A 25372-nucleotide genomic window follows, 5' to 3' on the forward strand; every position below is an offset into this window, starting at 1 on the left:
TGTTGCGCAGACCACTGTTGAACCCAGGTCAGCTCGGGTCGGGACGCCGAAGGGCCCGCACCGTGTGGTGCGGGCCCTTCGGGGTGTGCGGTTCCGTTCCGGCTCAGCCGACGCGGAGGAAGACCGGGCTGGACTGCCAGATCGACGAGTAACGCACGGTCTCGCCGGGGACCGGAGCCTCGATCTGCATGCCGTCGCCCGCGTAGATGGCGACGTGGCCGGGGCTCCAGATCAGGTCGCCCGGCTGGGCCTCGGCCGCGGAGACCTGGGTGCCGACGTCGCGCTGCGCCGAGGAGGAGTGCGGCAGGCTGACGCCGACCTGGGCGTAGACGTAGGACGTGAAGCCGGAGCAGTCGAACCCGGCAGGGGTGGAGCCGCCCCAGACGTACGGGACGCCGAGGTACTGCATGGCGATGTCGACGATCGCCGAGTTGGACGCGGCCGGGGCCACGGCGGCGGCTTCCTCAGCCACGGCTTCCTCAGCCACGACGGGCTCAGGCTCCGGCTCCGGCTCCGGCTCGGGCGCCGGCGTCACCTTGATGGTGCCGGTCTCCAGCTCGAACTCGCTGTCGGCGGCCACCTTCACGGCAGGCGCGGTGTCGACCTTCGCGGTGGTCAGCTCGGCGGGCACCGTGGTGTTCGCCTCCCGGGCGGCCGCCTGCACGGCGTCCTTGACGGCCTTGAGCTCTGCGGTGTTCGTGCTGGGGTCCTCAGCCGGCGCGGCGGTCGCGGGGACGCCGAGCAGCGAGACGACAAGGCCCGAACCGGCCGCGACGAGCGCGCCACGGCGGGCTGCGCTGGACAGACCACGGCTGGCAGCGCGAGAGATGGGGGTCAGGGGGGTGATAGCTCTGCGGGCAGCACGATGGCGCCCAGGCGTGCGTGTAGTCACGTTCTGTCTCTCCCGGCGCCTACGAGGTGAGCTGTCGGATTCGGATCGGAGACTGACCCGGCCGCGGTACTGCTCGTTGTGCGGCTTCACCCCAAGGGCACCCGATGGTGCCCGCAAACGGTGGTTCCCCCGTCCCTGTCGTCTGGCTGTTGCAGATCTCGCGGCGGTGACAGGGCTCGGCGTCCGCCTCGAGAGCTCACGGAATTGCCGTGAGCGGGATCGAACGTAACCCCCGACCGTCCGATAGTCACAATCGGATTACGCCTATCCGGCCTGCTGGCGTACCTATTGACGGCAAATCGGACATGGGATAGGTCACAGTGCGCGGGTCCCCGCCCTGGTCAGGGCGGTGCCCGCGCACCGGAGACCGAATTGTCGGGTGAGACCTACTCCGGCAGCACGTTGTGGTTGCCCGCGAACAGGTTCTCGGGGTCGTACCGACGCTTGATCCCCGCCAGCCGGTGGTACGTCTTGGCGGGGTAGACCGCTGCGACGTCATCCTCGGTGGCCGTCGAGAGGAAGTTCGCGTAGGCGCCGCTGAGCTGGGGGGCGAGCCGCCCCCAGATCGCGTCCAGGCCCGGACGAGCCGCCTCGACGACCGGCTGCGGACCACCGGTGAGGGTCACGACCATCAGCTCCGCTCTGCGGTGCGGATAGGCGGTCGCATCGTCCGGGACCTTGGACACCGCACCACCCACCCCGCGGACGGCGATCAGCGGCGACCCCGGCGACGTCCCGACCTCGGCGAGGATCCGCAGGGTCTCGGGCACCGACTCCCGCTCGACGAACCCGTTCCGGGCGACAAGCTGGATGCCGGGCGGCGGCGTCGCGCCCTCTTCGAGGATGTCCGCGTACGGCGTCAGCGCGACGTCGTCGTCCAGGACCGTCCCGAGCCGGCGGATCGGGTCCAGCGCCCGGTCCGCGAGCTCTGCGTCGTCGCCGTCGAAGGCGACGTGGATCTCGACCGGAGCCTCGGGGCCGCCGGCGAACGGGTTGGCGAGGCTCGCGATGGACGTGAGCTCCTCCGGGGCGGTACGGAGGTAGTCCGCCCAGCCCTGGAGCACGGCACCGGCCTCCGCCGCCGGGAAGGTGACCTTGCCGAAGAAGACGTCGGTCGTCGGGTGCGCCGCGAACTCGAAGGCGGTCACGACACCGAAGTTGCCGCCGCCACCGCGGATCGCCCAGAACAGGTCCGGGTTCTGCTCGGCGCTCGCGGTCACGACCTCGCCGTCGGCGATGACCACCTCAGCGGCGACCAAGTTGTCCAGGGCCAGGCCGTACTTCCGTACCTTCCAGCCGATTCCGCCGCTCAGCGTCAGCCCGCCGACGCCGACGCTCCGGGTGTCGCCCGAGGAGATCGCCAGGCCGTGCGCGGCCAGTGCCGTCGCGACCTGGCCCCAGGTGGCGCCGCCGCCGATCCGCACGAGGTGACGTTCGTCGTCGACGACCTCGATGTCCGCGAGCTCGCTCAGGTCGATCACGACGCCGCCGTGATTGGTGCCGAAGCCCGGAAAGCTGTGGCCGCCGCCGCGCACTGACAGGGCGAGCCCCGAGCCGCCGGCGAATCCGACAGCCGCCCGCACGTCCTCGACCGTCTTGGGCCGCAGGACATACGCCGGGCTACCCGTAGTCAGCACCGAGCGACTGGCCGACTCGTACTCGGCTCCGCCGGGCTCGATGATGTCGCCGCCGAAGCCGCGGCGAAGAGTTTCGAGCGCTGAGTTCATGACGTTCCTTCCAGAGGGGGTTCCACAGGGGGTGACCTTGCGTGTTGCACCGAACGACCACAAGACTCCGCGGACCCGATGCGTGTGACAGGCGGCCATGTGACCTGGGCCATATCGGGCGGCTGAAGCGCCGGTGTCACAAGATGGCGCTGCCCGGCGTCCTGTGGTGAGACTGTCCAGACGAACAGGAGCCACCCATGGCAGGCACGTCCCAGGCCGCACCCGACCCCGCCACCGAGGCGTTCGTCGCCCACCGCAACCTGCTGTTCACGATCGCCTACGAGATGCTGGGCTCCGCCGCCGACGCCGAGGACGTTCTGCAGGAGACGTGGCTGCGGTGGGCGGGCGTCGACCTCGATTCGGTGCGGGAGCCCCGGGCGTACCTGATCCGGATCACCACCCGGCAGGCGCTGACCCGGCTGCGCACGCTCGGCCGGCGCAAGGAGTCGTATGTCGGCCCCTGGTTGCCGGAGCCGCTGCTCACCGCGCCCGACGTCGCCGAGGACGTCGAGCTGGCCGACAGCGTCTCGATGGCGATGCTGCTGGTGCTGGAGACGCTCGCACCGACCGAGCGGGCGGTATTTGTGCTGCGGGAGGTGTTTGCCCTGGACTACGACGAGATCGCGGACGCCGTCGACAAGAAGCCGGCGGCGATCCGCCAGATCGCTCACCGGGCGCGAGCACACATCGCGGCGCGCCGACCGCGCGGGGTCGCCTCCGCCGCCGAGACCCGCAGCGTGCTCGCAGCGTTCCGGGGGGCGGTCGAGACGGGCGACCTGCAGAGCCTGCTCGACGTCCTCGCGCCCGACGTCGTGCTGCTGAGCGACGGCGGCGGCGTGGTGCCGGCCGCTCTGGAGCCCCTCGTGGGCGCCGATGGTGTGGCGTTCGTGCTGGGCCGGATCCCCGACGTGGCGGTGCTGGAGCCGGCGCAGGTCAACGGCTACCCGGCGCTGATCGTCCGGGTCGAGGGCAAGATCAGCACCGTCCTGGCGGTGCGCATCGACAACAGCCTCGTCACCGGGCTCTACGCGGTGCGCAACCCCGACAAGCTGTCGCACATGGAGCGGGAGACCTTGCTGAGCCGCTGAGCCGCTGAGCCGCTCGGCCGCTGAGCCGCTCGGCCGGTCCGGGCTAGCCGGCTCCGCGAGCACTGCCTCGGCCACCACCAGGTCCTCCCAGGACATGCCCGTGCTCTTGAACACGAGCGGCCGCGCGGGGTCGGGTCGCACAGCGCCGGTCACGACGTCGCGCAGCGGCACCAGGTCCTCGGCGCGGAGCGCGCCGTCCGCTATCGCCAGGACGACGTCGCCCGCCTCGCGCAGGGCCGCGCCCGGATCCTCGACGACGACGGTGGCGCGCGCGAGCAGCCCGGCGGGCAGCTCCCGGGCGTCCGGCTCGTGCGAGCCGACGGCGATCACGGCAGCGGTGTCGGCGATCAGGGCGGCGTCGAACAGCGCCTCGCGCGCCGACGTCGTACACACGACGACGTCGGCGGCGCGCAGCGCGTCGTCGGACTCCCGGCCGCCCAGCCGGACCACGGTGGCGCCATCGATCCGTGCGCCGTCGGTCCGGGCGACCCGGTCCGGGTCCCGGACGAGCTGGGTGACCTCACCCAGCGTCCGGCGCCCGCCCAGTGCGTCCGCGAGCGTCGCGACGTGCCCGTGCGCCTGCGGTCCCGCGCCGATGACCGCCACGCGGAGCGGGTCCGCGCCGTCGAGCAGCCGGTCCAGCACCGCCGCCACCGACACTGCGGGCGTGCGCAGCGTGGTCAGGGCGATCCCGTCCAGCACGGCGACCACGCCGAGCGTGGCAGCGTCGAGGAGCAGGTAGGAACCCTGGACGCGGGGAAGCCCGAGGGCCGCGTTGGCGGGGGCAACCGTGGCGACCTTGATCCCGACGTGCGTCCGGTCGCCGCCGCCGTCGGACGGCATGAGCAGCAGCTCGCCGGCCCGCACCGGCACACCCTGGCGCGGCAGGTCGGCGGCCGGGTCCAGCCCGCCCGCGAGGGCGGCGCGGAGGGCGGTGACGGCGTCGGCGGGGGAGCAGGCGGCCGCCACAGCCGCGGCGTCCAGCACGAGGGGCGCGCTCATCGGAGCACAAACCCTGGGCCGAGGGGGTCGGCTGCGTCGACCACGAACCGGTGCTCGCCCGTGCGGTACGCCATGCCGGTGACCTGGGGAATCACCGCTGGTCGTTCGCCTTCCCGCGTTGTGCCGACGACGGCGCCGGTGAACGTCGAGCCGACTATCGACTCGTGGTGCAGCGTCGGGCCGCCTACGCCGACCCGGCCGTCGTCGGCCAGGATCGCCAGGCGTGCGCACGTGCCCGAGCCGCAGGGGGACCGGTCGACCTGGCCGTCGGCGAAGACGGTGACGTTGCGCTGGTGCACGGTGGCGTCGGCGTCGTCGCCCAGCTCCTCCCACAGGATCGTGCCGTACACCCCGCTCAGGCGCGGGTCCTCGGGGTGGACCGCGGCGCCGTCGGCGTCCAGGGCATGCTTGATCTCGCGCCCCACCGCGATGAGGTCCCCGTAGCTCGCCGGGTCCACCGACAGGCCGAGCGTCGTCGCGTCCACGCTCGCGTAGATCGCCCCGCCGTAGACCAGGGTCGCCGCCGCGACGCCCCGCGAGGTGGGTACGGCCAGGTCGCGGGCGAGCACGTAGCTGGGCACGTTGACGAAGTCGATCGCGACCGTCCGCCCGGCCGCCCGATGTACCCGCGCGGTGACCCGGCCAGAGGGTACGTCGATCACGACGTCGACCGTCCCGTCGTCAGGCCCCGGGACCAGGCCGGTGTCCACGGCCCAGGCGCCCAGCGCGATGGTGCCGTGCCCGCACGCCGTCGAGAACCCGTCCTGGTGCCAGAAGAGCACGCCGAGGTGAGCGCCGTCGTCGTCCGGCGGGACGATGAAGCCCCCGTACATGTCCGCGTGTCCGCGCGGCTCGGAGCACAGGAGCTGCCGCAGCCCCTGGGCGTCCGCGCTCGCCAGGGCGCGGACCCGGCGGTCGGCCACCGAATCACCCGGCAGCGGCACCGGGGGCTCCGCGACGATCCGGAACGGCTCGCCGGCTGTGTGGTAGTCGGTGGTGGCGACGCTCGACGGGATCACGCCGCGAGCCTATCCATCTGCTGTGGTCATCTGGACGGGGTGCCCACGGGCCGGGGGAACGGCGTCGGGTCGAATACGGCGAAGCGCTCGCGGTACTCCGCGGCGCGGCCCGGCCACAGGAGCGTGAGGCGGCCCGAGCGCTCGTCCACGTACCAGGAGCGGCAGCCGCCGCGCAGCCACACGGTCCCGGCGGCGCGCTGGTCGATCTCGCGCGTATAGGCGGCCTCGGCCGCGGCCGATACCTCCAGCGGCGCGTCGTTCGCGTCCAGGTGGTCGAGCGCCCCGAGCACGTAGCCGATCTGCGCCTCGATCACCTCCAGCGCCGAATGATGGCCAAGTCCCGCGTTGGGCCCGTCCAGCACGAACAGGTTCGGGAATCCGTGCACCACCGTGGAGGCATGGCTGGTCATGCCGTCGGCCCAGTGCTCGGCGAGCGTCTGCGCCCCCCGGCCGGTCACGAGCTCGGCGAACGGTGGGCGGGTGGTCTCGAACCCCGTGGCCAGCACCAGCACGTCCACCTCGTACCGGGCGCCCGACGCCGCGACCAGCGCCGAGCCCTCTACCGCGACCGGCGCGCTCGGTTCAAGCGTGACGCCGGGCTGTTGCAGGGCCGGGTACCAGTCGTCGCTGAACAGCGCGCGCTTGCAGCCCACCGCGTAGTCCGGGGTGAGCAGCGCCCGCAGCTCCGGGTCCGGCACCTGGGCGCGCAGGTGGGCTTCGGCGCGTTCGCGGAGCGCGGCCTCCGCCGTCGTGCCTGCCAGCCGCGCCTCGAAGAGGCGGTCCGCCTCCTCCGCGAGCTCGTCCCGGCCGGGCCGGGCCTCGCCGGGCGCGTACGCCCGGTCGCCCCGCGGCAGCACCCAGGGCGGGGTGCGCTGCAATACGACGACGGACGCCGCCCGGCGGGCTAGCTCCGGCACCAGCTGTACGGCGCTCGCCCCCGTGCCGACCACGCCGACCCGTAGCCCGGCGGGCAGGTCCTGGTCCCACCGGGCCGAGTGGAACACCCGCCCGGGGAACGTGCCGAGCCCCGGGATCTCGGGCACCCGGGGCTCGCTGAGCCGGCCGACGGCGGTCACCAGGACCCGCGCGCTCAACGGCCCGCGCGACGTCGACAGGTGCCACGTGGCCTCGTCGTCGTCCCAGCGGGCACCAGTGAGCGAGGTGCCGAGGCGTAGATGCTGATCCACGCCCTCGGCCCGCGCTACGTCTTGCACGTACCGGTGGATCTCGGCGCCCGGCGCGAACACCCGCGACCAGGCGGGCTGCGGCAGGAACGAATAGGAGTACAGGGCGCTGGGGATGTCGCACGCGACGCCCGGGTAGACGTTGTCGCGCCAGGTGCCGCCGACGTCGTCCGCCCGCTCCAGGATCGCGAAGTCCGTGCGGCCGGCGCGCCGCAGGCGGGCGCCGAGGCCGACCCCGGCCAGCCCGGCGCCAACGACCGCGACGTCGACGTGGGCGGCCCCGTGCGGGTCCTGGTGCGCGGCCGTCACCCCACCTGCTCGTACGTGGTCGTGCGCTGCCGCACGGGCCGGTCCAGCTCCGCGGCGAGCCGCGTCACGTCCCCCACCGATAGCTCCCGCCCCTGCTCGGGTCCGGCGCCCGGGTCCAGGGCGCCGTCGAGCAGCACACCGCCCAGGTCATCCGCGCCGCCCGCGAGCACCAGCTGCGCCCCGCGCATCCCGAGCTTGGTCCATGCGGCCTGCACGTGGTCGATCCGGCCGGCGAGCATGAGGCGCGCCACCGCGTGCAGGGCGCGGCTCTCGCGCAGCGTCGCCACGCGGGCACCGGGCACCGGTACGGGCGACTCGGACGGCAGCCACGGCATGGGGATGAGCTCGGTGAACCCGCCCGTCTCGTCCTGGACGCGGGCCAGGGCGCGCAGGTGCCGCACCTGGTCACGGGCCGACTCGACGTGCCCATAGACGATGGTCGCGGTGGACCGCAGGCCCGCTGTGTGGGCCGCTGTGACCAGCTCGATCCAGCGTTCGGCGGGGATGTCGGAGCCGCCGGTGAGCAGTGCCCTGATCCGGTCGTCGAGGATGCGTGCCCCCGTGCCCGGCACCGTGTCGACGCCCGCCTCGTGGAGCGCCGTCAGCCAGTCCGCGAGGGGCAGACCGGCGCGCGCGGCGCCGTCGGCCAGCTCGGCGGGCCGGAACGCGTGCAGGTGCGAGACCCCGCCCGATTTCACCGCGCGGGCCAGGTCGAGGTATCCGTCCGCGCCCAGCGCGGCCGGCGGCATGCCCTGCGCGCACACCTCGGTGGCGCCGAGCGCGACGGCCTCAGCCGCCAGACCCGCAACCTGCTCGGGGGAGAGCCCCGGGGAAGCGTCGATGTTCCGGTTCACCGCGTACGACACGGCGTTCCCGACCCGCTCGCGGCGCACCTGGTCCGCGAGCGCGGCGAGCTCTTCAAGGTCGGCGCCGTCGGCCCCGAGCAGCTCCACCCAACCGGCATCGTCCACCCCGGCGGGGTCGCTCTCGGCGTCGGCGAGCAGCCCGGCCAGCCTGCCCGCTGGTGCTGGGTTCGGGGCCGCGCTCGGGAGCGAGGACGGGAACTCGCCCAGGAGGGCGTCGTGGCGGGCCAGGCCGTAGTCGTCAGCGAGGGCCAGGACGCGGTCGCGGAGGCGGTCGTCGAGCCACTCCGCGCCGGCGCGCGCCTCGCGCAGGTAGTGCGGGTGCGCAGTGAGGCGCTCGCGCAGCGTGTACCCGCCCTCGCTGGTGAGCCGGGCCAGGTCCTCGATGTGCGGCCAGGGGCGCTCGGGGTTCACATGGTCGGGGGTCAGCGGGCTGACGCCGCCCCAGTCGTCGATACCGGCGCGGACCAGGAGCTGCAGCTCGGCGGCGTCGGTCAGGTTGGGTGGCGCCTGCACACGCATCCCCGGGCCGAGCAGCACGCGGGTCACCGCGACGGCGGCGACGTACTCCTGGGTCTCCAGGTCGACGGCGCCCATCATCGCCGTAGCCGACTTCGCGCGGAAGTTCTGCACGATCACCTCTTGGATGTGCCCGTGCCGGGCCTGCACGTCGCGCAGCGCCAGGATCGAGTCCACCCGCTCGGCGTAGTTCTCGCCGATGCCGAGCAGCACGCCGGTGGTGAACGGGATGCGAGACCGGCCGGCGTCGTCGATCACGCGCAGCCGCAGGGCCGGGTCCTTGTCGGGGGAGCCGAAGTGCGCCTCGCCCTTCTCGGTCCACAGGCGCGACGACGTCGTCTCCAGCATCATGCCCATCGACGGGCCGACGGGCTTGAGCCGCTGTAGCTCCGCCCACGACATGACGCCCGGGTTGAGGTGGGGGAGCAGGCCCGTCTCGTCGAGGATCAGGCGGGCCATGTGGCCCACATAGTCGAGGGTCGAGGCGTAGCCGTGGTCGTCGAGCCACTGCCGGGCCACCGGCCAGCGGTTCTCCGGGCGGTCGCCGAGGGTGAGCAGGGCCTCCTTGCAGCCGAGCGCGGCGCCCTGCCGGGCGACCTCCAGGACGGCGTCGGCCTCCATGTACGGCGAGATGCCGGCCTTGGCGAGCTTGCCCGGCGACTGCACGAAGATGCAGTAGTGGCAGCGGTCCTGGCACAGGTGCGTCAGCGGGACGAACACCTTGCGGGAGTAAGTGATGACACCGGGGCGGCCGGCCTCCGTCAGGCCCTGGTCGCGCAGCGCGCCCGCGACGGCGAGGAGCCGGTCCAGGTCGGTGTCGCGGGCGTGGAGCAGCACCTCGGCGTCGGCCCGGTCCGGGGTTGTGCCGCCGCCTTGCTCCAGCCGGTCGAGGGCCGCTTCGAGGAGCTGGCGGTCCGGGGCCGGCGGCTGACCTGGCTGCTCAGCGTCGTGCGAAGGCAAACGCAGGGTCAGGGGAACTGTCATGGGCCCACCTCGGGTGCAGGAACGGGATCAGGATGGTCCGGAGGGGACGGGCCGACACTATGTCATCGGGCAGTGCCATCCGGCGGTGGATCACTTGCCCGACCCAACGTAAGACACCGCGAGATTCATCCACCGACGACGACCAGTTCTATGGTGTGGGAATCCCCCATTTCACCCAGCCATGCATCTTGCTAGCGTCGCCGGGACCGGCAGGCGGGGCAGCGTAGCCGCGACCTGCTTCGGCTTCGTCGACGAACTGAGGTGGTTTCACCATGGTCTCCCGCCGCGCACCGATCATCGCCGCTGTGGCTACAGCCGCGATGCTGGCCCTAGGAACGGCCGTTGTGCCCCTGCTGCCCGCCACTGCCGTCTCCACCGTCGCACCAGCCGACGACACTGGATCGACGACGCCGCAGTCCGCGGCCGCGCCGCAGGCCACCCCCGTCGCGGCGAACGGTCAGCTCCGCGTCTGCGGCGTCCGCCTGTGCAACCAGCAGGGCACGCAGATCCAGCTCCGCGGAATGAGCACGCACGGCACCCAGTGGTACTCCCAGTGTGTGACCAATGCCTCGCTCGACACCCTCGCGAACGACTGGGGCGCGGACGTCGTACGGATTTCCACCTACGTGCAGGAGGGTGGTTACGAGACCAACCCGCAACGGTTCACCGCCCTGGTGAACGAGTACATCGACAAGCTCACGGCGCGCGGTGTGTACGCCATCGTCGACTGGCACATGCTCGATCCCGGTGACCCGAACTTCAACCTGCAGCGCGCCAAGACGTTCTTCACCGCCATCGCCCAGCGGAACAACGGCAACAACAACATCATCTACGAGGTCGCCAACGAGCCCAACGGCGTGTCGTGGCAGACCATCAAGGGCTACCACGAGCAGATCATCCCGGTTATCCGCGCGCAGGACCCGGACGCCGTCATCCTCCTGGGTACTCGTGCCTGGTCCTCGCTGGGTGTCTCCGACGGCGCGAACGAGTCCGAGGTCGTGAACAACCCGGTCAACGCCTCGAACGTGATGTACACGTTCCACTTCTACGCGGCGTCGCACGGCCAGGAGTACCTGGACGCGCTCTCCCGCGCCGCGGACCGGATCCCCGTGTTCATCACGGAGTTCGGCACGCAGAACTACGCGGGGGAGGGCGCCAACGACTTCAACATGTCCCAGCGGTACCTCAACCTCGCGGCGTCGAAGAAGATCAGCTGGGTGAACTGGAACTTCTCCGACGACCACCGGTCCGGCGCGGTCCTCACCGAGGGGTCCTGCGCCAGCGGCTCCTTCGGGACCGGGAACCTCAAGGAGGCCGGCCGTTGGATCCGCGACCAGATCCGGGCCGGCGCGTAAGGCCCCCTCGGTGAGCGGGTGCCAGGTGGGTCGAACGCAGTTCAGCCCACCTGGCACCCCCGCCCCGGCGAGACGTGCGGGAGGATCAGCCGATGCGCATCATTCAGCTCCCCGTCCGAGAGATCTCGCGGTTCGGCAGCGACGGCGTCGACATGGACTTCCTTCCCCAGGTGCTCGACGCCGAGCGCACCACGGTCAACATCGCCCGCATCGTCGCGGGCGGCTCACTGGGGGAGCACCCGGCGACGTCGCTCCAGGTCTTCGCCGTGCTCGCAGGCGACGGACTGGTCACGTCTAGGGGCCTCGACGGCGACGCCGACGAACGCTGGCTGATCCTGCCCGGTCAGGCGGCGATCTGGGAGTCGGGCGAGATCCACGCGACGACGGCGACCACCGACCTCCTCGCTGCGATCGTCGAGACCAGCGGCGAGCTGCTCTACCGCGACCACGAGGTGCTGTTCGGCCCGCCGCTGGGCTGAGCAGCTGTACCTCTTTTTCGTTGCGTATCCGCAACGTTCGAGGTTGTTGCCGTACTTGAGGCGCCTTGGCACTCACCGGCCAGAAATTCGGCGCGCAGGCAGCCTCAGGCGTATCTAGTCTGGAGGTGCTGCGAGATGCGCGGCTACCCCGGGGAAGGCGTAACCCCGGCGATTTGGCTAGGCCAGTGATCGTTCCGGGGTTTTCAGAAGTAACTTTACGGAGGCTGGAGAACTTGTCAAGCGGACTGGTCCACGAGCTCGATAGGGCGTGGGACTACGAGGTGCTCCGTGATTTTGTCACCATCGAGCGGCTGCGCTCCTACCTGAGGGCAAGCGGCGGCGATCTTGCATGCGCGTTTCGCCTCTATGAGTGGAACCTTCGGGCTTCCGTCAGCGTGCTTGGGCTGACATCGATCGTCGAGGTCGTTGTGCGAAACGCACTGGACCGTGAGTTACGGACTTGGTCGGCTTCACGGTTCGGTGACGAGATCTGGTTCGATCATGTGCATCTTGACCGGCAAGGTGCCGACGCGCTGAAAACAGCTCGTGACCGTGCTACCCGGTCTGGCAGGGTCCCTGAGATTCATGGCAAGGTGATCGCCGAACTGCCGCTCGGCTTTTGGCGGTTTCTCGTTGAGTCCAGGTACCTGACCGCGTTGTGGACGCCCGCGCTCTACAAGGCTTTTCCGCACGGTGATGCCGATCTGCTCAGCCGGCAGCGCGCAGTGGCTCACCTCATGCGCAAGATGCAGTTCGTTCGCAACCGAGTGGCGCATCACGAGCCGATCCATCGGCGCGACTTGCTCGACGATTTCGCCGCCGCGTGCAGCCTGACGGCTTGGGTTTCGCCGCACACCAGCGCGTGGCTCCAATCGCTCTCGAAACTTCGTGAAGTGGTGGCGGCAAAGCCCTGAGAGACAGCCCAGCAGCCCACTACGCTCCACCCATGCCCCACACCGCTTACGTCATCGGCGCCGGACCCGCCGGCCTCGCCGCCGCGGCAGCACTGCAGGCCAAGGGCGTGGACGTCACGGTCCTCGAGAAGTCGGAGCACGTCGGTAACGCCTGGCGGCACCACTACGACCGCCTGCACCTGCACACCACGCGCGGCCTCTCGGGGTTGCCCGGCCTGCCGATCCCGCGCGAGTTCGGCCGCTGGGTCGCCCGGGACGACGTCGTCCGCTACCTCGAGGCGTATACGAAGCACCACGACCTGCGGATCGAGCACGGCGTCGAGGTCACGCGCCTCGACCGCGAGGGCCCCGCCGACGGCGAAGGCCGTGCGCACCGCACCTGGACGGTCACCACCACCGCAGGCCCACGCACGGCGGACGCCGTCGTCGTCGCCACCGGCTACAACCACACCCCGCACGTGCCCGACTGGCCGGGCGCGGACGGGTTCACCGGACAGATCGTGCACGCGAGCCACTACCGCAACCCGGCCCCCCACGCCGGCCAGGACGTTCTGGTCGTAGGCGTGGGCAACACCGGCGCCGAGATCGCCCAGGACCTCGCCGAGGGCGGCGCGGCGAGCGTCCGCCTCGCGGTCCGAACGCCGCCGCACATCGTGCGCCGCAACCAGGGCCCGTGGGCCGCGCAGTACACGGGCCTGCTGGTGCGGCACCTGCCGACCGCCCTGGTCGACGCGCTGAGCGTCCCCGTCCGCAGGGCCAGCTTTCCGGACGTGTCGCACCTCGGGCTGCCGATCCCCGCGGTGGGCCTGGCCAGCCGCGTTGCCCAGGGCGCCATCCCGGTGCAGGACATCGGCCTGGTCGCCGCCGTCGAGTCGGGTGCGATCCAGGTGGTCGCACCGATCGAGCGGTTCGACGGCGGCGAGGTGGTCCTGGCCGACGGCGCCCGGCTCGCCCCCGACGTCGTGCTCGCCGCCACCGGGTACCGCCGGGCGCTGGAACCGGTGCTTGGCCACCTGGGTGTGCTCGGCGAGCGCGGCAAGCCGATCGCGACCAACGGCCGCCCCGCCGCGCCCGGCCTCTACTTCACGGGCTTCACCAACCCGATCAGCGGCATGTTCCTGGAGATGGCGGCGGACGCCCGCCGCATCGCGCGCAACGCGGCGCGTTATTTCGATTCAGCGTAAATGCTTGACACTCCGACGTCGGGACGGAAACGTCCGGCGCATGAACCGCCGAACGACCGTCGCCGCAGTCACCACCGCCTTCGTGGCGCTGACGCTCGGCGCGTGCGCGCCGTCGTCCGACAGCCCGGAGCCAGGGGCAGCCCCCGGCGAGGGATGCGACGGCGAAGCCGTAGCCCTCGACGTCTGGTCCTGGCGCACCGAGGACGTCGACACGTACGAGCAGATCTTCGACGTCTTCGAGCAGGCCAACCCCTGCATCACGGTGAACTTCCAGGCCTACCTCAACACCGAGTACAACCAGGTGCTGCAGACCGGCATGACCGGCTCGGACGGGCCCGACATCGCCCAGGTGCGGTCCTACGGACAGCTCCAGCCGCTCGTCGACGGCGGCAACCTGGAACCGCTGGAGGACCTCGTCCCGGCGCTCGCCGACTTCGACGAGACGGCGCTCGACGGCGCTCGCGGCCGGGAGGACGGCGCGGTCTACGGCGTGCCGCTCGCCACCCAGACGATCCAGGTCTACTACAACACCGCGATCTTCGAGGAGCACGGCCTGGCGGAGCCCGAGACCTGGGACGACTTCATCGCCCTGAACGACGCGCTCCTGGAGCAGGACGTGACCCCGCTCGCGGTCGGCGCGCGCGACGGGTGGTTCGTGCCGACCGTGCACGACGCCCTGACCGCCGCCCAGTACGGCGGTGCCGACTTCCAGCAGGCCCTGCGTGACGGCGCCACCGACTTCACCGACCCGGCCTACGTCGACTCGCTCCAGACGCTCAAGGACCTCCAGCAATACATGCCCGACGACGTGACCGGCGTGCCGTACACGGACGCGCAGGTGCTGTTCACCTCCGAGCAGGCAGCGATGTTCGCCGGCGGCTCGTACGAGCAAGCGTTCTTCCAGGATGCCAACCCGGAGCTCGAGCTCGGGGTGTTCCAGGTGCCCCCGCCGCCCGGCTCGGCCCTGGACCACCCGGTCACCGCCGGGTACGCGGACGGCAACTGGGGCCTGTCGGCGACGACGGAGCACGTGGAGGAGTCCGAGACGCTGCTGAACTGGCTGGCCACGCCCGAGTTCGGGCAGCTCGTGGCCGACGAGCTCAAGCAGTTCTCGCCGATCCCCGGCGTCGAGTTCTCCGACCCGCTCCAGCAGGAGATGTGGGACCTGTACCAGGAGAACCCCGCGCCGTACCTGCTGCTCGTGGACTTCCGCTACGGCGACCCCGTGGGCACGGACCTGATGGGGGAGGCTGGGCAGCAGCTGTTCCTCGGCGACACCGACGCCGAGGGCGCCGCGCAGGTCATCCAGGACGGCCTGTCGGCCTGGTGGACGCCGGGCGAGTGAGCGGGCGTCGCACAGCGGCGCTGCCCACGCCCGTCGCACTGCTCTTCCTGCTGCCTGCCGCGGCGCTGTTCGCGATCTTTGTGCTCTACCCGATGGCGACAGCGCTGAGCTACTCGCTGTTCTCCTGGCGCGGCACCGCGCAGGACGCGTTCGTCGGGCTGGACAACTTCGTCGCACTGATCACCACCGAGCCGTACCGCAGCCAGCTGCCGCGCGCGTTCGGGCACAACGCGCTCCTGTTCGCCGGGGCGATGGTCGTGCAGAACTCGGTGGGCCTGCTGCTGGCGTACGTGCTGCACAAGCGGGAGCGGGCGCGGCGCCTGTTCCAGGTGCTCTACACGATGCCGTATCTCGTATCGCCGCTGGTCGTCGGCTACCTGTGGTCGTTGCTGCTCTCGCCGCTGTTCGGCCCGGTGAACGCCGTCCTGCGCGCCGTCGGCCTGGAGTCCGTTGCCCAGCCCTGGCTGGGCGACCCCGACACCGCCCTGTGGGTGGTGGTGCTGGTGACGGCGTGGCAGTGGGTCGGGTTCCCGCTCCTGGTCTACGGCGCCGCGCTCGGGTCGCTCGACCCCACGATGGAGGAGGCCGCGATGCTCGACGGCGCGAGCTCCCGGCAGCGGTTCTGGCACGTCACCCTGCCCATGCTGACGCCGGTGATCGGCACCGTGAGCGTGCTGACGTTCATCTTCTCCATGGAGGCGTTCCCGATCCCGTACGCGCTGGGCGGGTCCAACGGCAGCCCGACGGGCGCCACCGACGTCATGTCGCTCCTCTTCTACCGCACGGCGTTCGGCTCGGGAGCCTCGAACGCGATAGGCATCTCGTCCGCGATCGCGATAGTGCTGTTCCTCGTGATCGTCGGGGTGTCCGTGCTGTTCACACGGTGGTTCCGCCGCATGGAGCGGAGGCTGACGTGAGCCGGTCCGGTGGCCGGGGCCCGGTGGGCCGAACGGGAGTGAACGTGGTGCTGTGGGGCTACGCCGTCGTCGCGCTGCTGCCCCTGCTGATCATGGTGTGGAACTCGTTCCGGTCGGACCAGGAGCTCGTGGCCGAACCGCTCGGGCTGCCGGCCAGCCCGTCGTTCGACGCGTACCGCGAGGCCTGGGTCGAGGCGTCGTTCTCGACCTACTTCGTCAACTCGGTGCTGGTCACCACCGCCTCGGTGGCGCTGTCGACCGCCGTGTCGCTGCTGGCCGCGTACGCGCTGGCGCGGTCGCGCTCGCGGCTCATGGCGGTGATCGAGCAGGTGTTCGTGTCGGGCCTGATGATGCCCGTGTTCCTCATGATCGTGCCGATCTTCTACCTGCTGGACACGATCGGCCTCGCCTCGACCCGGACCGGCCTGATCCTGGTCTACTCGGCGGTCTCCATCCCGTTCTCGGTGTTCGTGCTGGCCACGTTCCTGCGCCAGCTGCCCGACGAGCTGGAGGACGCCGCCCGGATCGACGGCGCCGGACCGCTGCGCACGTTCTGGTCGGTGCTGCTGCCGCTCGTGCGGCCCGCGATCGCCACCGTGGTGGTCTTCCGGTTCGTGCCCATCTGGAATGACTTCTTCTACCCGCTGATCCTTGTGCGCGACCGCACGCAGTACACGCTGCCGGTCGGTCTGACGACCTTCTTCGGGGAGTATCAGACGTCGTGGTCGACCCTGTTCGCGGGGCTGGTCATCGCCACGCTGCCGCTGGTGGTCCTGTTCCTCGTGGCGACCAGGCAGATCGTCGCGGGGCTGACGGCGGGCATGGGGCGCTGACGGGAGAGGCCGCCGTCTTGCATTCGGCGCCCGTGGTCGTGGGGCGTACCATTGACGGGTTGCCCGTGCGCCTGCCGCACAGCGCCGTCAGCGAGGCTGTCGGCGAGCAGCGGCAACTGAGCTGAGCATCCCCGCGCCACCCCGGGACGTTGTACTCCGGCGTGCGCGCACCCCCGACATTCTGGAGACCATCGAAGTGAAGAGCGCCGTCGAGACCCTGGAGCCCACCAAGGTCAAGCTGACCGTCGAGGTGGACTACGACGAGCTCAAGCCGAGCATCGATCACGCCTACGAGCACATCGCGGAGCAGGTGAACGTCCCCGGCTTCCGCAAGGGCAAGGTGCCCCCACGCATCATCGAGCAGCGGGTCGGCTGGGGCGCAGTGATCGAGCACGCCGTGAACGACGGCCTCTCCGGCTTCTACCGTGACGCGCTCAGCGAGACGGACCTGCGTCCGCTCGCCCAGCCCGAGATCGACGTCACCGACGTCCCGGCGAAGGCCGGCGAGGGCACGCTGAAGTTCACGGCCGAGGTCGAGGTGCGGCCCGAGATCGAGCTCCCCGAGCTGTCCGACGTCGACCTGACGGTCGACTCGACGACCGTCACCGACGAGGACGTCGCCGAGCGCATGGACGCCCTGCGCGAGCGTTTCGGCACCCTGGTGGGCGTGGACCGCCCCGCCGTCGAGGGCGACTACATCGTCATCGACCTCAAGGCCGTCATCGGCGACGAGGAGGTCGACTCCGTGTCGGGCGTCTCGTACCAGATCGGCTCCGGCAACATGCTCGAGGGCCTCGACGAGGCGCTGACCGGCCTGTCCGCCGGCGAGACCACCACCTTCAAGGCCCCGCTCGCGGGCGGCGACCACGAGGGCAAGGACGCGGACGTCACCGTCACCGCGACGTCGGTCAAGCAGCGCGACCTGCCCGAGGTGGACGACGACTTCGCCCAGCTCGCCTCCGAGTTCGACACGCTCGAGGAGCTCAAGGACGACCTGAAGACCCAGGTCGCCGGCATCAAGACCTCCAACCAGGCCGTCACCGCGCGTGACGCCCTCATGGAGAAGCTCCTGGAGACCGTCGAGGTCCCCGTGCCGAACGGTGTGGTCGAGGCCGAGGTGCACCGTCACCTCGAGTCCGAGAGCCGCCTGGAGGACGACGAGCACCGCGCCGAGGTCACCGCCGACGCCACCAAGGCGATCAAGAACCAGATCCTGCTCGACACCCTCGCCGAGAAGCTCAAGGTGCAGGTCAGCCAGGGCGAGCTCGTCGAGTACCTGGTGAGCGCCTCGCAGCAGTACGGCATGGAGCCCAGCGAGTTCATCCAGTCGCTCGAGCAGGGCGGTCAGATCCCGGCCATGGTCGGCGAGGTCGCTCGCTCGAAGGCGCTCGCCGTCGCGCTGCGCCAGATCGAGGTCAAGGACTCCGACGGCAACGTCGTGGACCTGAGCGAGTTCATCGGTTCGGAAGAGGCCGACGAGGCCCAGGCCGCGCTCAGCGCGGCGGTGGCGCAGGCTCAGGAGGCCGCGGACGCCGAGGCTCCCGAGGCTGCCGAGCCGGAGGCGTCGGAGCCCGCCAAGGCCTGACGCACACCCGGCCCGAGAGGGCCGGAGCACGACGCCCGACGGCGGTCCGCACCCCCGTACGAGGGTGCGGACCGCCGTCCGCGTTCCCCCCGACTTCGCCGTGGGCAGCACCGATGCGCTGTAGGCGAAAACGGCGCCGGATCAGGAGTTCTGGCGGGCAGGGGCACGTTAGGGTCGAGCGACACTACGTCGTAGGACGTGGTCCAAGGACGAGAGTCAATACCGAGGAGATGGACGTGAACGATCTGCTGCGGATGGATGCTGGGCCGGTAGCTCGGGCGGAGGGTGCTGGCTTCGGTCTCAACGACTCCATCTACAACCGGCTGCTCAAGGAGCGCATCATCTGGCTGGGGTCGGAGGTGCGCGACGAGAACGCGAACGCCATCAGCGCGCAGATGATGCTTCTCGCGGCTGAGGACCCCGACAAGGACATCTGGCTGTACATCAACTCACCCGGCGGTTCCATCACGGCCGGCATGGCGATCTACGACACCATGCAGTTCATCAAGCCGGACGTGGCGACCGTGGCGATGGGGATGGCCGCCTCCATGGGGCAGTTCCTGCTGTCGTCGGGCACGAAGGGCAAGCGGTACATCACGCCGCACGCCCGCGTGCTGATGCACCAGCCGTCGGGCGGCATCGGCGGCACCGCGACCGACGTCCGGATCGGCGCGCAGCTCATCATGCACATGAAGAAGGTGCTCGCCGAGCTGACGTCCGAGCAGACCGGCCAGTCGATCGAGAAGATCATCAAGGACAACGACCGGGACAACTGGTTCACGGCCGCCGAGGCGCTGGAGTACGGCTTCGTCGACCACGTCGTCGAGAGCGCTGCGCTTGCCGGCGGCGGCGGCATGGCCAGCTGACCGCCCGGAAACTCATCAAGACCTGATCGACGAGGAGATCCATCGTGAGTCCTGAAGCCCAGTTCGTCGCAGCCGCAGAGCGCCTGGCCGGCGCACGTGCCCAGTCGGGCATGGGGCTGCCGTTTGCCACCGCTGGCGCCACGCCGTCCGCCCGTTACGTGCTTCCGCAGTTCGAGGAGCGCACCGCGTACGGCTTCAAGCGCCAGGACCCGTACACCAAGCTGTTCGAGGACCGCATCATCTTCCTGGGTGTCCAGGTCGACGACGCGTCCGCGGACGACGTCATGGCCCAGCTGCTGGTCCTGGAGACCCAGGACCCGGACCGCGACGTGGTGCTGTACATCAACTCGCCGGGTGGCTCGTTCACGGCCATGACGGCGCTGTACGACACCATGCAGTTCATCAAGCCGCAGATCCAGACCGTGTGCCTGGGTCAGGCGGCCTCGGCCGCCGCGGTCCTGCTGGCCGCGGGTCAGCCGGGCAAGCGTCTCGCGCTGCCGAACTCGCGCGTGCTGATCCACCAGCCCGCGATGGAGGGTGGCGGCTACGCGCAGGCCTCGGACATCGAGATCCACGCGAACGAGCTCATCCGCATGCGCGAGTGGCTCGAGCTGACGCTGGCGACGCACAGCGGCAAGACGCAGGAGGAAGTGCGCAACGACATCGAGCGCGACAAGATCCTCACCGCCGCTCAGGCCAAGGAGTACGGCCTGGTCGACGAGGTGCTCCAGTCGCGCAAGCCGGTAGTGGTCGTTACCAACTGACCACAGCGGTCGATCCCGTTGATGCCGGTTTCGACGCCGGGGCCGCACCACTAATACTGGTGGACGGCGAGCCCCGGCGTCGGGCATTGTGGGACGCGCCGTACAGATCATGACAAAATTGTCATGATGTGGTGAAAATCGCCTCGGCGACCCGCCGGGTTGTCGGGCTGACAAGCAGCCACCGGTGGTGTGGAATGGGTCTGATACCGCTCGACGTTGCGGATCTGCTGGGTCAGCCGGCCTGTGCGGGACTCCGTGAGGGTGCACAAGGCGAGGAGACAGGTAGTGGTGCGAATCGGTGACGGCGCGGAACTGCTCAAGTGCAACTTCTGCGGCAAGTCGCAGAAGCAGGTGAAGAAGTTGATCGCCGGGCCGGGCGTGTACATCTGCGACGAGTGCATCGAGCTGTGCAACGAGATCATCGAGGAAGAACTCGGTGAGGCTGCGGAGCTCGGCCTGACCGAGCTGCCCAAACCACGCGAGATCTTCGACTTCCTCGAGCAGTACATCATCGGCCAGGACCCCGCCAAGCGCGCCCTGGCCGTTGCTGTCTACAACCATTACAAGCGGATCCAGGCGGGCAAGGCCGGCCGGTCGATCAGCCCCGACGAGCCGGATCCCGTAGAGATCGCCAAGTCGAACATCCTGCTCATCGGCCCTACGGGCACGGGCAAGACCTACCTGGCGCAGACGCTGGCGAAGATGCTCAACGTGCCGTTCGCCATCGCGGACGCGACGGCCCTCACTGAGGCCGGGTATGTGGGCGAGGACGTCGAGAACATCCTGCTCAAGCTCATCCAGGCTGCGGACTACGACGTCAAGAAGGCCGAGACGGGCATCATCTACATCGACGAGGTCGACAAGGTGGCCCGCAAGGCGGAGAACCCGTCGATCACGCGCGACGTGTCCGGCGAGGGGGTGCAGCAGGCGCTCCTGAAGATCATCGAGGGCACCACCGCCTCGGTCCCGCCGCAGGGCGGGCGCAAGCACCCGCACCAGGAGTTCATCCAGATCGACACGACGAACGTGCTGTTCATCGTGGCCGGCGCGTTCGCCGGGCTGGACGACATAGTGGCCGCCCGGTCCCGCAAGCGCGGCATCGGCTTCAGCGCCCCCATGGAGTCGATAGCGCTCGACGAGGACCTGTTCGCCGAGGTCCGGCCCGAGGACCTGCAGAAGTACGGGCTGATCCCCGAGTTCATCGGCCGGCTGCCCGTCATCGCCTCCGTCTCGCCGCTCGACCGCGACGCGCTGGTGCGGATCCTCACCGAGCCGAAGAACGCGCTCGTGAAGCAGTACCAGCGCATGTTCCAGATCGACGGTGTGGAGCTCGAGTTCGACGAGCCCGCCGTCGGCGCCATCGCGGAGCAGGCCCTCCTGCGGGGCACCGGGGCGCGTGGCCTGCGGGCCATCATGGAAGAGGTGCTCCAGCAGGTCATGTTCGACGTGCCGAGCCGTGACGATGTCGAGCGTGTGCTCATTACACGCGACGTGGTGCTCGACAACGTGAACCCGACGGTGGTGCCGCGCAAGAGCCCGGTCCGAGGACGTCAGCCGCGCGAGAAGAGCGCCTAGTCCCGGCACGCCGAATTAGAGCGCCTGTCCGGTTCTCCCGTGATCACCACGGGAGAACCGGACAGGCGCTCTAATTCGGCGTACCTATCGGGGCGGCGTTGGCCCGGGTCAGTGGGTTGCGGCCGGGTGGGTGTGCGGCGCCGGGGCGTACAGCGCGTCGATCGTTTCCGCGAAGTCCGCGATCACCTTGGCGCGCTTCACCTTGCTCGACGGCGTGAGGTAGCCGTTCTCCTCGGTGAAGTCGATGTCCAGGACCAGGATCTTGCGGATCGACTCGGCCTTGGAGACCGCCTCGTTCGCCTGGGCGACCACCTTGTCGAGCTCGGCCAGCACCCGCGCGTTCACGCGCGCCTCGTCCACCGACAGCTTCGGCAGGCCGTTCGCGGCGCACCAGCCGGGCAGCATCTCGGCGTCGAGCGTGACGAGCGCGCCGATGAAGGGGCGCTGGTCGCCGACGACCACTACCTGGCTCACTATCGAGTGGGCGCGCATACGGTCCTCGAGCACGGCCGGGGCGACGTTCTTGCCGCCGGCGGTCACGATGATCTCCTTCTTGCGCCCCGTGATGTGCAGGTGGCCGTGCTCGTCGACGTGCCCGAGGTCGCCGGTCCGGAACCAGCCGTCGACGAAGGCCGCCGCGGTCAGCTTCGGCTCGTTGCGGTACCCCCGGAAGATGTGCGGCCCGCGGAGCAGCACCTCGCCGTCGTCCGCTATGTCGACGTCGGTGCCGAAGAACGGCGGGCCGACGGACCCGACCACCGTCTGGTTCGGCAGGTTGACCGACGTCGGCGCCGTGGTCTCCGTGAGGCCGTAGCCCTCCAGGATGGTGACGCACGAGCCGCGGAAGAAGTGGCCGAGCCGGTCGCCGAGCGGCGCCCCGCCGGACACGGCCCACTTGAGCTGGCCGCCCATGGTGGCCTTGAGCTTGCTGAAGACGAGCCTGTCGGCGACGGCGTGCTTGGCCTTGAGCGCACCGCCCGGGCCTGACGGCGTGTCCAGGGCCCGCGAGTACTCCTCCGCGACCCGCGCGGACCAGGCGAAGATCTTGGCCTTGAGACCCGAGGACGCCTTCGCCTCGGCGCTGTTGTAGACCTTCTCGAACACGCGCGGCACGGCCAGGAGGTAGGTCGGGTGGAACGAGCCCAGGTCGGCGACGAGGTTCTTGACGTCCGGCGCGTGGCCCAGCACCGCCTGTCCGGCGATGGTCGCGACCTCGACGAAGCGGGCGAACACGTGCGCCAGCGGCAGGAACAGGAGCGTGCGGGCGTTCTCGGCGTGCAGCAGCTCGGGGATACCGGCGGAGGCGTTGATCGTCAGGTGCGTGAAGTTGCCGTGCGTGAGCTCGACACCCTTGGGGCGGCCCGTGGAGCCGGAGGTGTAGATGATCGTCGCCAGGTCGGGGCCGCGGACGGCGTCGCGACGCTGCGCCACGATGCCGGCGGAGAGGTTGGTGCCCGCCGTGCGCAGGTCGAGCACGGCGCCGTCGTCGATCACGAGGATGTCCTCGAGGCCGGGCAGGTTCGGGCGCACCCGGCCGATCGTGTCGGCGTGCGCACGGGACTCGACGACGACGAGCCGGGCATCGGCGTCGGACAGGATCCACTGGACCTGCTCGGCCGACGACGTCTCGTAGACCGGCACCGCCACCGCGCCGGCGGCCCAGATCGCGAAGTCGATCAGCGTCCACTCGTACCGGGTGCGGGACATGATCGCCACGCGGTCGCCGACCTGGATGCCACGGGCCGCGAGGCCGCGGGCGACAGCAAGGACCTCGTCCTCGAACTGGCTCGCCGACACCTTGATCCACGGGCCGTCGGGGGTGTCACGCCGCTCGATCAGAGCCTCGTTCCCGGACCGGGCCACCCGGTCCGCGAGGATCGTGTTGATGCTGGTGCCCTCTGGCACCTTCACCAAGGCCGGCGACGTGACGAGTGTCATCTGCTGCTCTCCATTGAAGTCTCGTGAAGTCTTGAAGGGGCTAAGCGATAGTTCCGGGCCTTCACCAAGTTGCGTGCCTGCTCGGCAGACTGTAGCCGATCCGTGTCGCCGGTCGGAACAGCCTTCGTCGGTAGTGTCCCCGGACGGTTAGCCTTTTCCTGTGTCCGACAACGAACCGACCAGCGCCCCCGTGCCGTCCGAGATCATCCAGATCCGCGGGAGCATCGACAACATCGACGCCGCGCTGGTCCATCTGCTCGCCGAACGGTTCAAGATGACGCGGCGGGTCGGGGAGCTCAAGGCCGTGGGGGGACTGCCCCCGGCGGACCCGGCGCGCGAGCAGCAGCAGATCCTGCGCCTCACGAGCATCGCGGAGGAGTCGGGGCTCGACCCCGCGTTCGCCGAGCAGTTCCGGCAGTTCATCGTGAGCGAAGTGATCCGGCACCACGAGCTCATCGCCGCGCTGCACAACGGCGACGACCTGCCTGAGGTCGACACCTACGCTTGAAGAGAATGACTCCTTCTTGACGCGCCTTTGCTCTTCTAGGGGGATTGCCCGACGTCGACTGGGGATATTTGGTGCGCAGGTCACAACTAATTCCGGCATGGGGGTGGCGCGCGCCCGCGATCCGTCGTTTCCTGGGAGGGAACGCCGGGGCGTGGTAATGCGGTAGGGCATCATCTCGACCTCGGCGGGAGATGCGGAGGTTCGTATGAAGATCGACTGGCTCAAGCCCCTCCTCGGCCACACCGGCCCCTTTGTGACACTGCACCTGGACGCGACGCCGTCCGAGCAGGCAGCCGAACGTGATGTTGAGGGTCGCTGGAACTCGGCACGCAAGGCCCTGGGGCAGCAGGGCGCCCCGGCCGCCGTCCTGGATGCGATCGAAGAGGTGGTCCTGCGGCCCACGAGGGTCCCGGGCCCGCACGGCCGGGTGGTCATCGCCGACCAGTCGGGTGTGCTGGTGGACCGCGTGGTGAGCAGCCCGCCGAGCGCCACGACGAGCTCGTGGGCGGCCGTACCCGCGCTGCTGCAGGCCGCGCTCGCCGCGGACGAGTCCGTGGAGCTGCTCAAGGTGGCCGTCGACCGGCAGGGGGCGGACTTCGTCCGTGCTGGCGCGGCCGGCAAGGTGCACAGCACGTTCCAGGGGCCGCACGACGAGATCGAGAAGTCCGGGTCCAACGGCGTCAAGCGCGCGCGTATCGAGTCTCGCGCCGAGGACTCGTGGGACCGCAACGCGGACGCCGTCGCGGCCGAGATCGAGCGCCTCGTGGGGGAGACCAGGGCAGAGCTGGTGCTGCTCACGGGGGACAAGCGGGCGTTGGCGCTGGTGCGCGGCGCGCTGGACTCGGCCACCGCGGAGAAGACGATCGAGGTGTCGGGCGGCGGTCGCGGCTCCGGCGTGCACGAGGGTGCGTTCGCCGAGCGGGTCGGTGAGGCGCTCGACTCCTACCGGGAGCGGCGGCGAGAGCGGGTCCTGGCGGAGCTGCGGCGTGAGCTGGGCCGGGAGGGGAACGCCGTGACGTCGGTCGACGACGTCGTAGCGGTGCTCGCCCGCGGCCAGGTCAAGGAGCTTGTGCTGGCCGAGGAGTACGGCACCGGCAACGCGCCCATGAACGGTCGCAAGCTCTGGATCGGCCCGGACCCGATCCACATCGCGGCGTACCGGTCCGACCTCGAGGCCCTGGGCGTCACGGAGCGGCTGGAGGAGCTGCCGGCCAGCGTCGCGTTGGTACGTGCGGCGGTGGGGCAGGACGCCGGCTTGACGTTCGCGCCCGAGGGTTCGGCCGACCTGATGGACGGCGTCGCCGCGACGCTGCGCTGGCGTGACGACGGCACACCCACCGAAGCGCTGGCGAGCATGTCGGGTGACGACCGGCGGCTGCACTGACCACCGTCCCGTTCCAGACATAAAGGGCGGGTGAACTTCGGGCTGTGGGAGCCCCATAAAGGCCCCCAGAACGGGCGCCAATCGGGCTGGAATTTCCGATTTTCCGCGTTTGAGAAAATGTTGCACGAGAATGTGTCC

Annotated in this window: 20 protein-coding genes, 1 pseudogene and 1 riboswitch; of the genes and pseudogenes, 14 read left to right on the forward strand and 7 right to left on the reverse strand. The window is 70.3% G+C overall.

Annotated features, from left to right (window positions below; translation table 11 throughout):
- Positions 1-103: 103 nt before the first annotated feature.
- Both AB1046_RS00200 and AB1046_RS00205 read right to left on the reverse strand, forming a co-directional pair.
- Positions 104-892, reverse strand: coding sequence for a C40 family peptidase (locus AB1046_RS00200; RefSeq protein WP_369371770.1), 789 nt, complete (start codon positions 890-892; stop codon positions 104-106).
- Between the two features lie 2 nt (positions 893-894).
- A riboswitch (cyclic di-AMP (ydaO/yuaA leader) is annotated at positions 895-1084 on the reverse strand.
- A gap of 194 nt (positions 1085-1278) precedes the next feature.
- Positions 1279-2619, reverse strand: coding sequence for an FAD-binding oxidoreductase (locus AB1046_RS00205; RefSeq protein ID WP_369371771.1), 1341 nt, complete (start codon positions 2617-2619; stop codon positions 1279-1281).
- A 197-nt stretch (positions 2620-2816) separates the two neighbouring features.
- Between AB1046_RS00205 and AB1046_RS00210 the strand changes: the two genes are divergently transcribed.
- A complete protein-coding gene (locus tag AB1046_RS00210; protein WP_369371772.1) occupies positions 2817-3707 on the forward strand; it encodes an RNA polymerase sigma-70 factor in 891 nt (296 codons plus the stop codon).
- Between the two features lie 120 nt (positions 3708-3827).
- On the opposite strand, the pseudogene AB1046_RS00215 reads toward AB1046_RS00210, so the two are convergent.
- The 4 genes and pseudogenes from AB1046_RS00215 to cofG all read right to left on the reverse strand — a co-directional run.
- A pseudogene (locus AB1046_RS00215) lies at positions 3828-4709 on the reverse strand (ornithine cyclodeaminase family protein); the annotation flags it as partial.
- Positions 4706-5728: a proline racemase family protein gene (locus AB1046_RS00220; RefSeq protein ID WP_369371773.1), complete on the reverse strand. Its 1023-nt coding sequence runs from the start codon at positions 5726-5728 to the stop codon at positions 4706-4708. The gene AB1046_RS00220 and the pseudogene AB1046_RS00215, both read right to left, overlap by 4 nt.
- 26 nt (positions 5729-5754) lie before the next feature.
- Complete coding sequence (locus tag AB1046_RS00225) at positions 5755-7221, reverse strand: flavin-containing monooxygenase (RefSeq protein ID WP_369371774.1); 1467 nt, start codon at positions 7219-7221, stop codon at positions 5755-5757.
- Complete coding sequence (gene cofG, locus AB1046_RS00230; RefSeq protein ID WP_369371775.1) at positions 7218-9587, reverse strand: 7,8-didemethyl-8-hydroxy-5-deazariboflavin synthase CofG; 2370 nt, start codon at positions 9585-9587, stop codon at positions 7218-7220. Before cofG ends, AB1046_RS00225 begins: the two co-directional genes overlap by 4 nt.
- Before the next feature lie 272 nt (positions 9588-9859).
- Between cofG and AB1046_RS00235 the strand changes: the two genes are divergently transcribed.
- The 11 genes from AB1046_RS00235 to clpX all read left to right on the forward strand — a co-directional run bounded on the left by AB1046_RS00235 (position 9860) and on the right by clpX (position 21404).
- The gene (locus AB1046_RS00235; protein WP_369371776.1) at positions 9860-10942 is read left to right on the forward strand and encodes a glycoside hydrolase family 5 protein; all 1083 of its coding nucleotides are present in this window, start codon (positions 9860-9862) and stop codon (positions 10940-10942) included.
- Between the two features lie 92 nt (positions 10943-11034).
- Complete coding sequence (locus AB1046_RS00240; protein ID WP_369371777.1) at positions 11035-11421, forward strand: hypothetical protein; 387 nt, start codon at positions 11035-11037, stop codon at positions 11419-11421.
- 233 nt (positions 11422-11654) lie between these two features.
- Entirely contained in the window at positions 11655-12335 is a 681-nt protein-coding gene (locus tag AB1046_RS00245) for a hypothetical protein (RefSeq protein ID WP_369371778.1), read from the forward strand.
- Between the two features lie 32 nt (positions 12336-12367).
- Positions 12368-13519 carry a flavin-containing monooxygenase gene (locus tag AB1046_RS00250; RefSeq protein ID WP_369371779.1) on the forward strand — a complete coding sequence of 384 codons (1152 nt, stop codon included), beginning with the start codon at positions 12368-12370 and terminating at the stop codon, positions 13517-13519.
- Positions 13520-13559: 40 nt separating this feature from the next.
- Complete coding sequence (locus AB1046_RS00255) at positions 13560-14864, forward strand: ABC transporter substrate-binding protein (RefSeq protein WP_369371780.1); 1305 nt, start codon at positions 13560-13562, stop codon at positions 14862-14864.
- Positions 14861-15781, forward strand: a complete 921-nt coding sequence (locus AB1046_RS00260) for a carbohydrate ABC transporter permease (protein WP_369371781.1) — start codon at positions 14861-14863, stop codon at positions 15779-15781. The genes AB1046_RS00255 and AB1046_RS00260 overlap by 4 nt, the downstream gene beginning before the upstream one ends.
- Positions 15778-16614, forward strand: a complete 837-nt coding sequence (locus tag AB1046_RS00265) for a carbohydrate ABC transporter permease (protein ID WP_369371782.1) — start codon at positions 15778-15780, stop codon at positions 16612-16614. The genes AB1046_RS00260 and AB1046_RS00265 overlap by 4 nt, the downstream gene beginning before the upstream one ends.
- 196 nt (positions 16615-16810) lie before the next feature.
- Complete coding sequence (tig, locus tag AB1046_RS00270) at positions 16811-18199, forward strand: trigger factor (RefSeq protein ID WP_369371783.1); 1389 nt, start codon at positions 16811-16813, stop codon at positions 18197-18199.
- Between the two features lie 230 nt (positions 18200-18429).
- Positions 18430-19065, forward strand: a complete 636-nt coding sequence (locus AB1046_RS00275; protein ID WP_369371784.1) for an ATP-dependent Clp protease proteolytic subunit — start codon at positions 18430-18432, stop codon at positions 19063-19065.
- Between the two features lie 44 nt (positions 19066-19109).
- The gene (locus AB1046_RS00280) at positions 19110-19829 is read left to right on the forward strand and encodes an ATP-dependent Clp protease proteolytic subunit (protein WP_369371785.1); all 720 of its coding nucleotides are present in this window, start codon (positions 19110-19112) and stop codon (positions 19827-19829) included.
- A 285-nt stretch (positions 19830-20114) separates the two neighbouring features.
- Complete coding sequence (gene clpX, locus AB1046_RS00285; RefSeq protein WP_369371786.1) at positions 20115-21404, forward strand: ATP-dependent Clp protease ATP-binding subunit ClpX; 1290 nt, start codon at positions 20115-20117, stop codon at positions 21402-21404.
- 108 nt (positions 21405-21512) lie between these two features.
- On the opposite strand, the gene AB1046_RS00290 is transcribed toward clpX, so the two are convergent.
- On the reverse strand, positions 21513-23342 hold the full coding sequence (locus tag AB1046_RS00290) for a long-chain fatty acid--CoA ligase (RefSeq protein ID WP_369371787.1): 1830 nt from the start codon (positions 23340-23342) through the stop codon (positions 21513-21515).
- A 160-nt stretch (positions 23343-23502) separates the two neighbouring features.
- Between AB1046_RS00290 and AB1046_RS00295 the strand changes: the two genes are divergently transcribed.
- Both AB1046_RS00295 and AB1046_RS00300 read left to right on the forward strand, forming a co-directional pair.
- Positions 23503-23850 (forward strand): chorismate mutase, encoded by a 348-nt coding sequence (locus AB1046_RS00295; protein WP_369371788.1) that lies wholly within the window; start codon positions 23503-23505, stop codon positions 23848-23850.
- Positions 23851-24055: 205 nt separating this feature from the next.
- Positions 24056-25234, forward strand: a complete 1179-nt coding sequence (locus AB1046_RS00300) for a Vms1/Ankzf1 family peptidyl-tRNA hydrolase (RefSeq protein WP_369371789.1) — start codon at positions 24056-24058, stop codon at positions 25232-25234.
- Positions 25235-25372: the final 138 nt, after the last annotated feature.

This window comes from Promicromonospora sp. Populi (assembly GCF_041081105.1).
Taxonomy (GTDB): domain Bacteria; phylum Actinomycetota; class Actinomycetes; order Actinomycetales; family Cellulomonadaceae; genus Promicromonospora.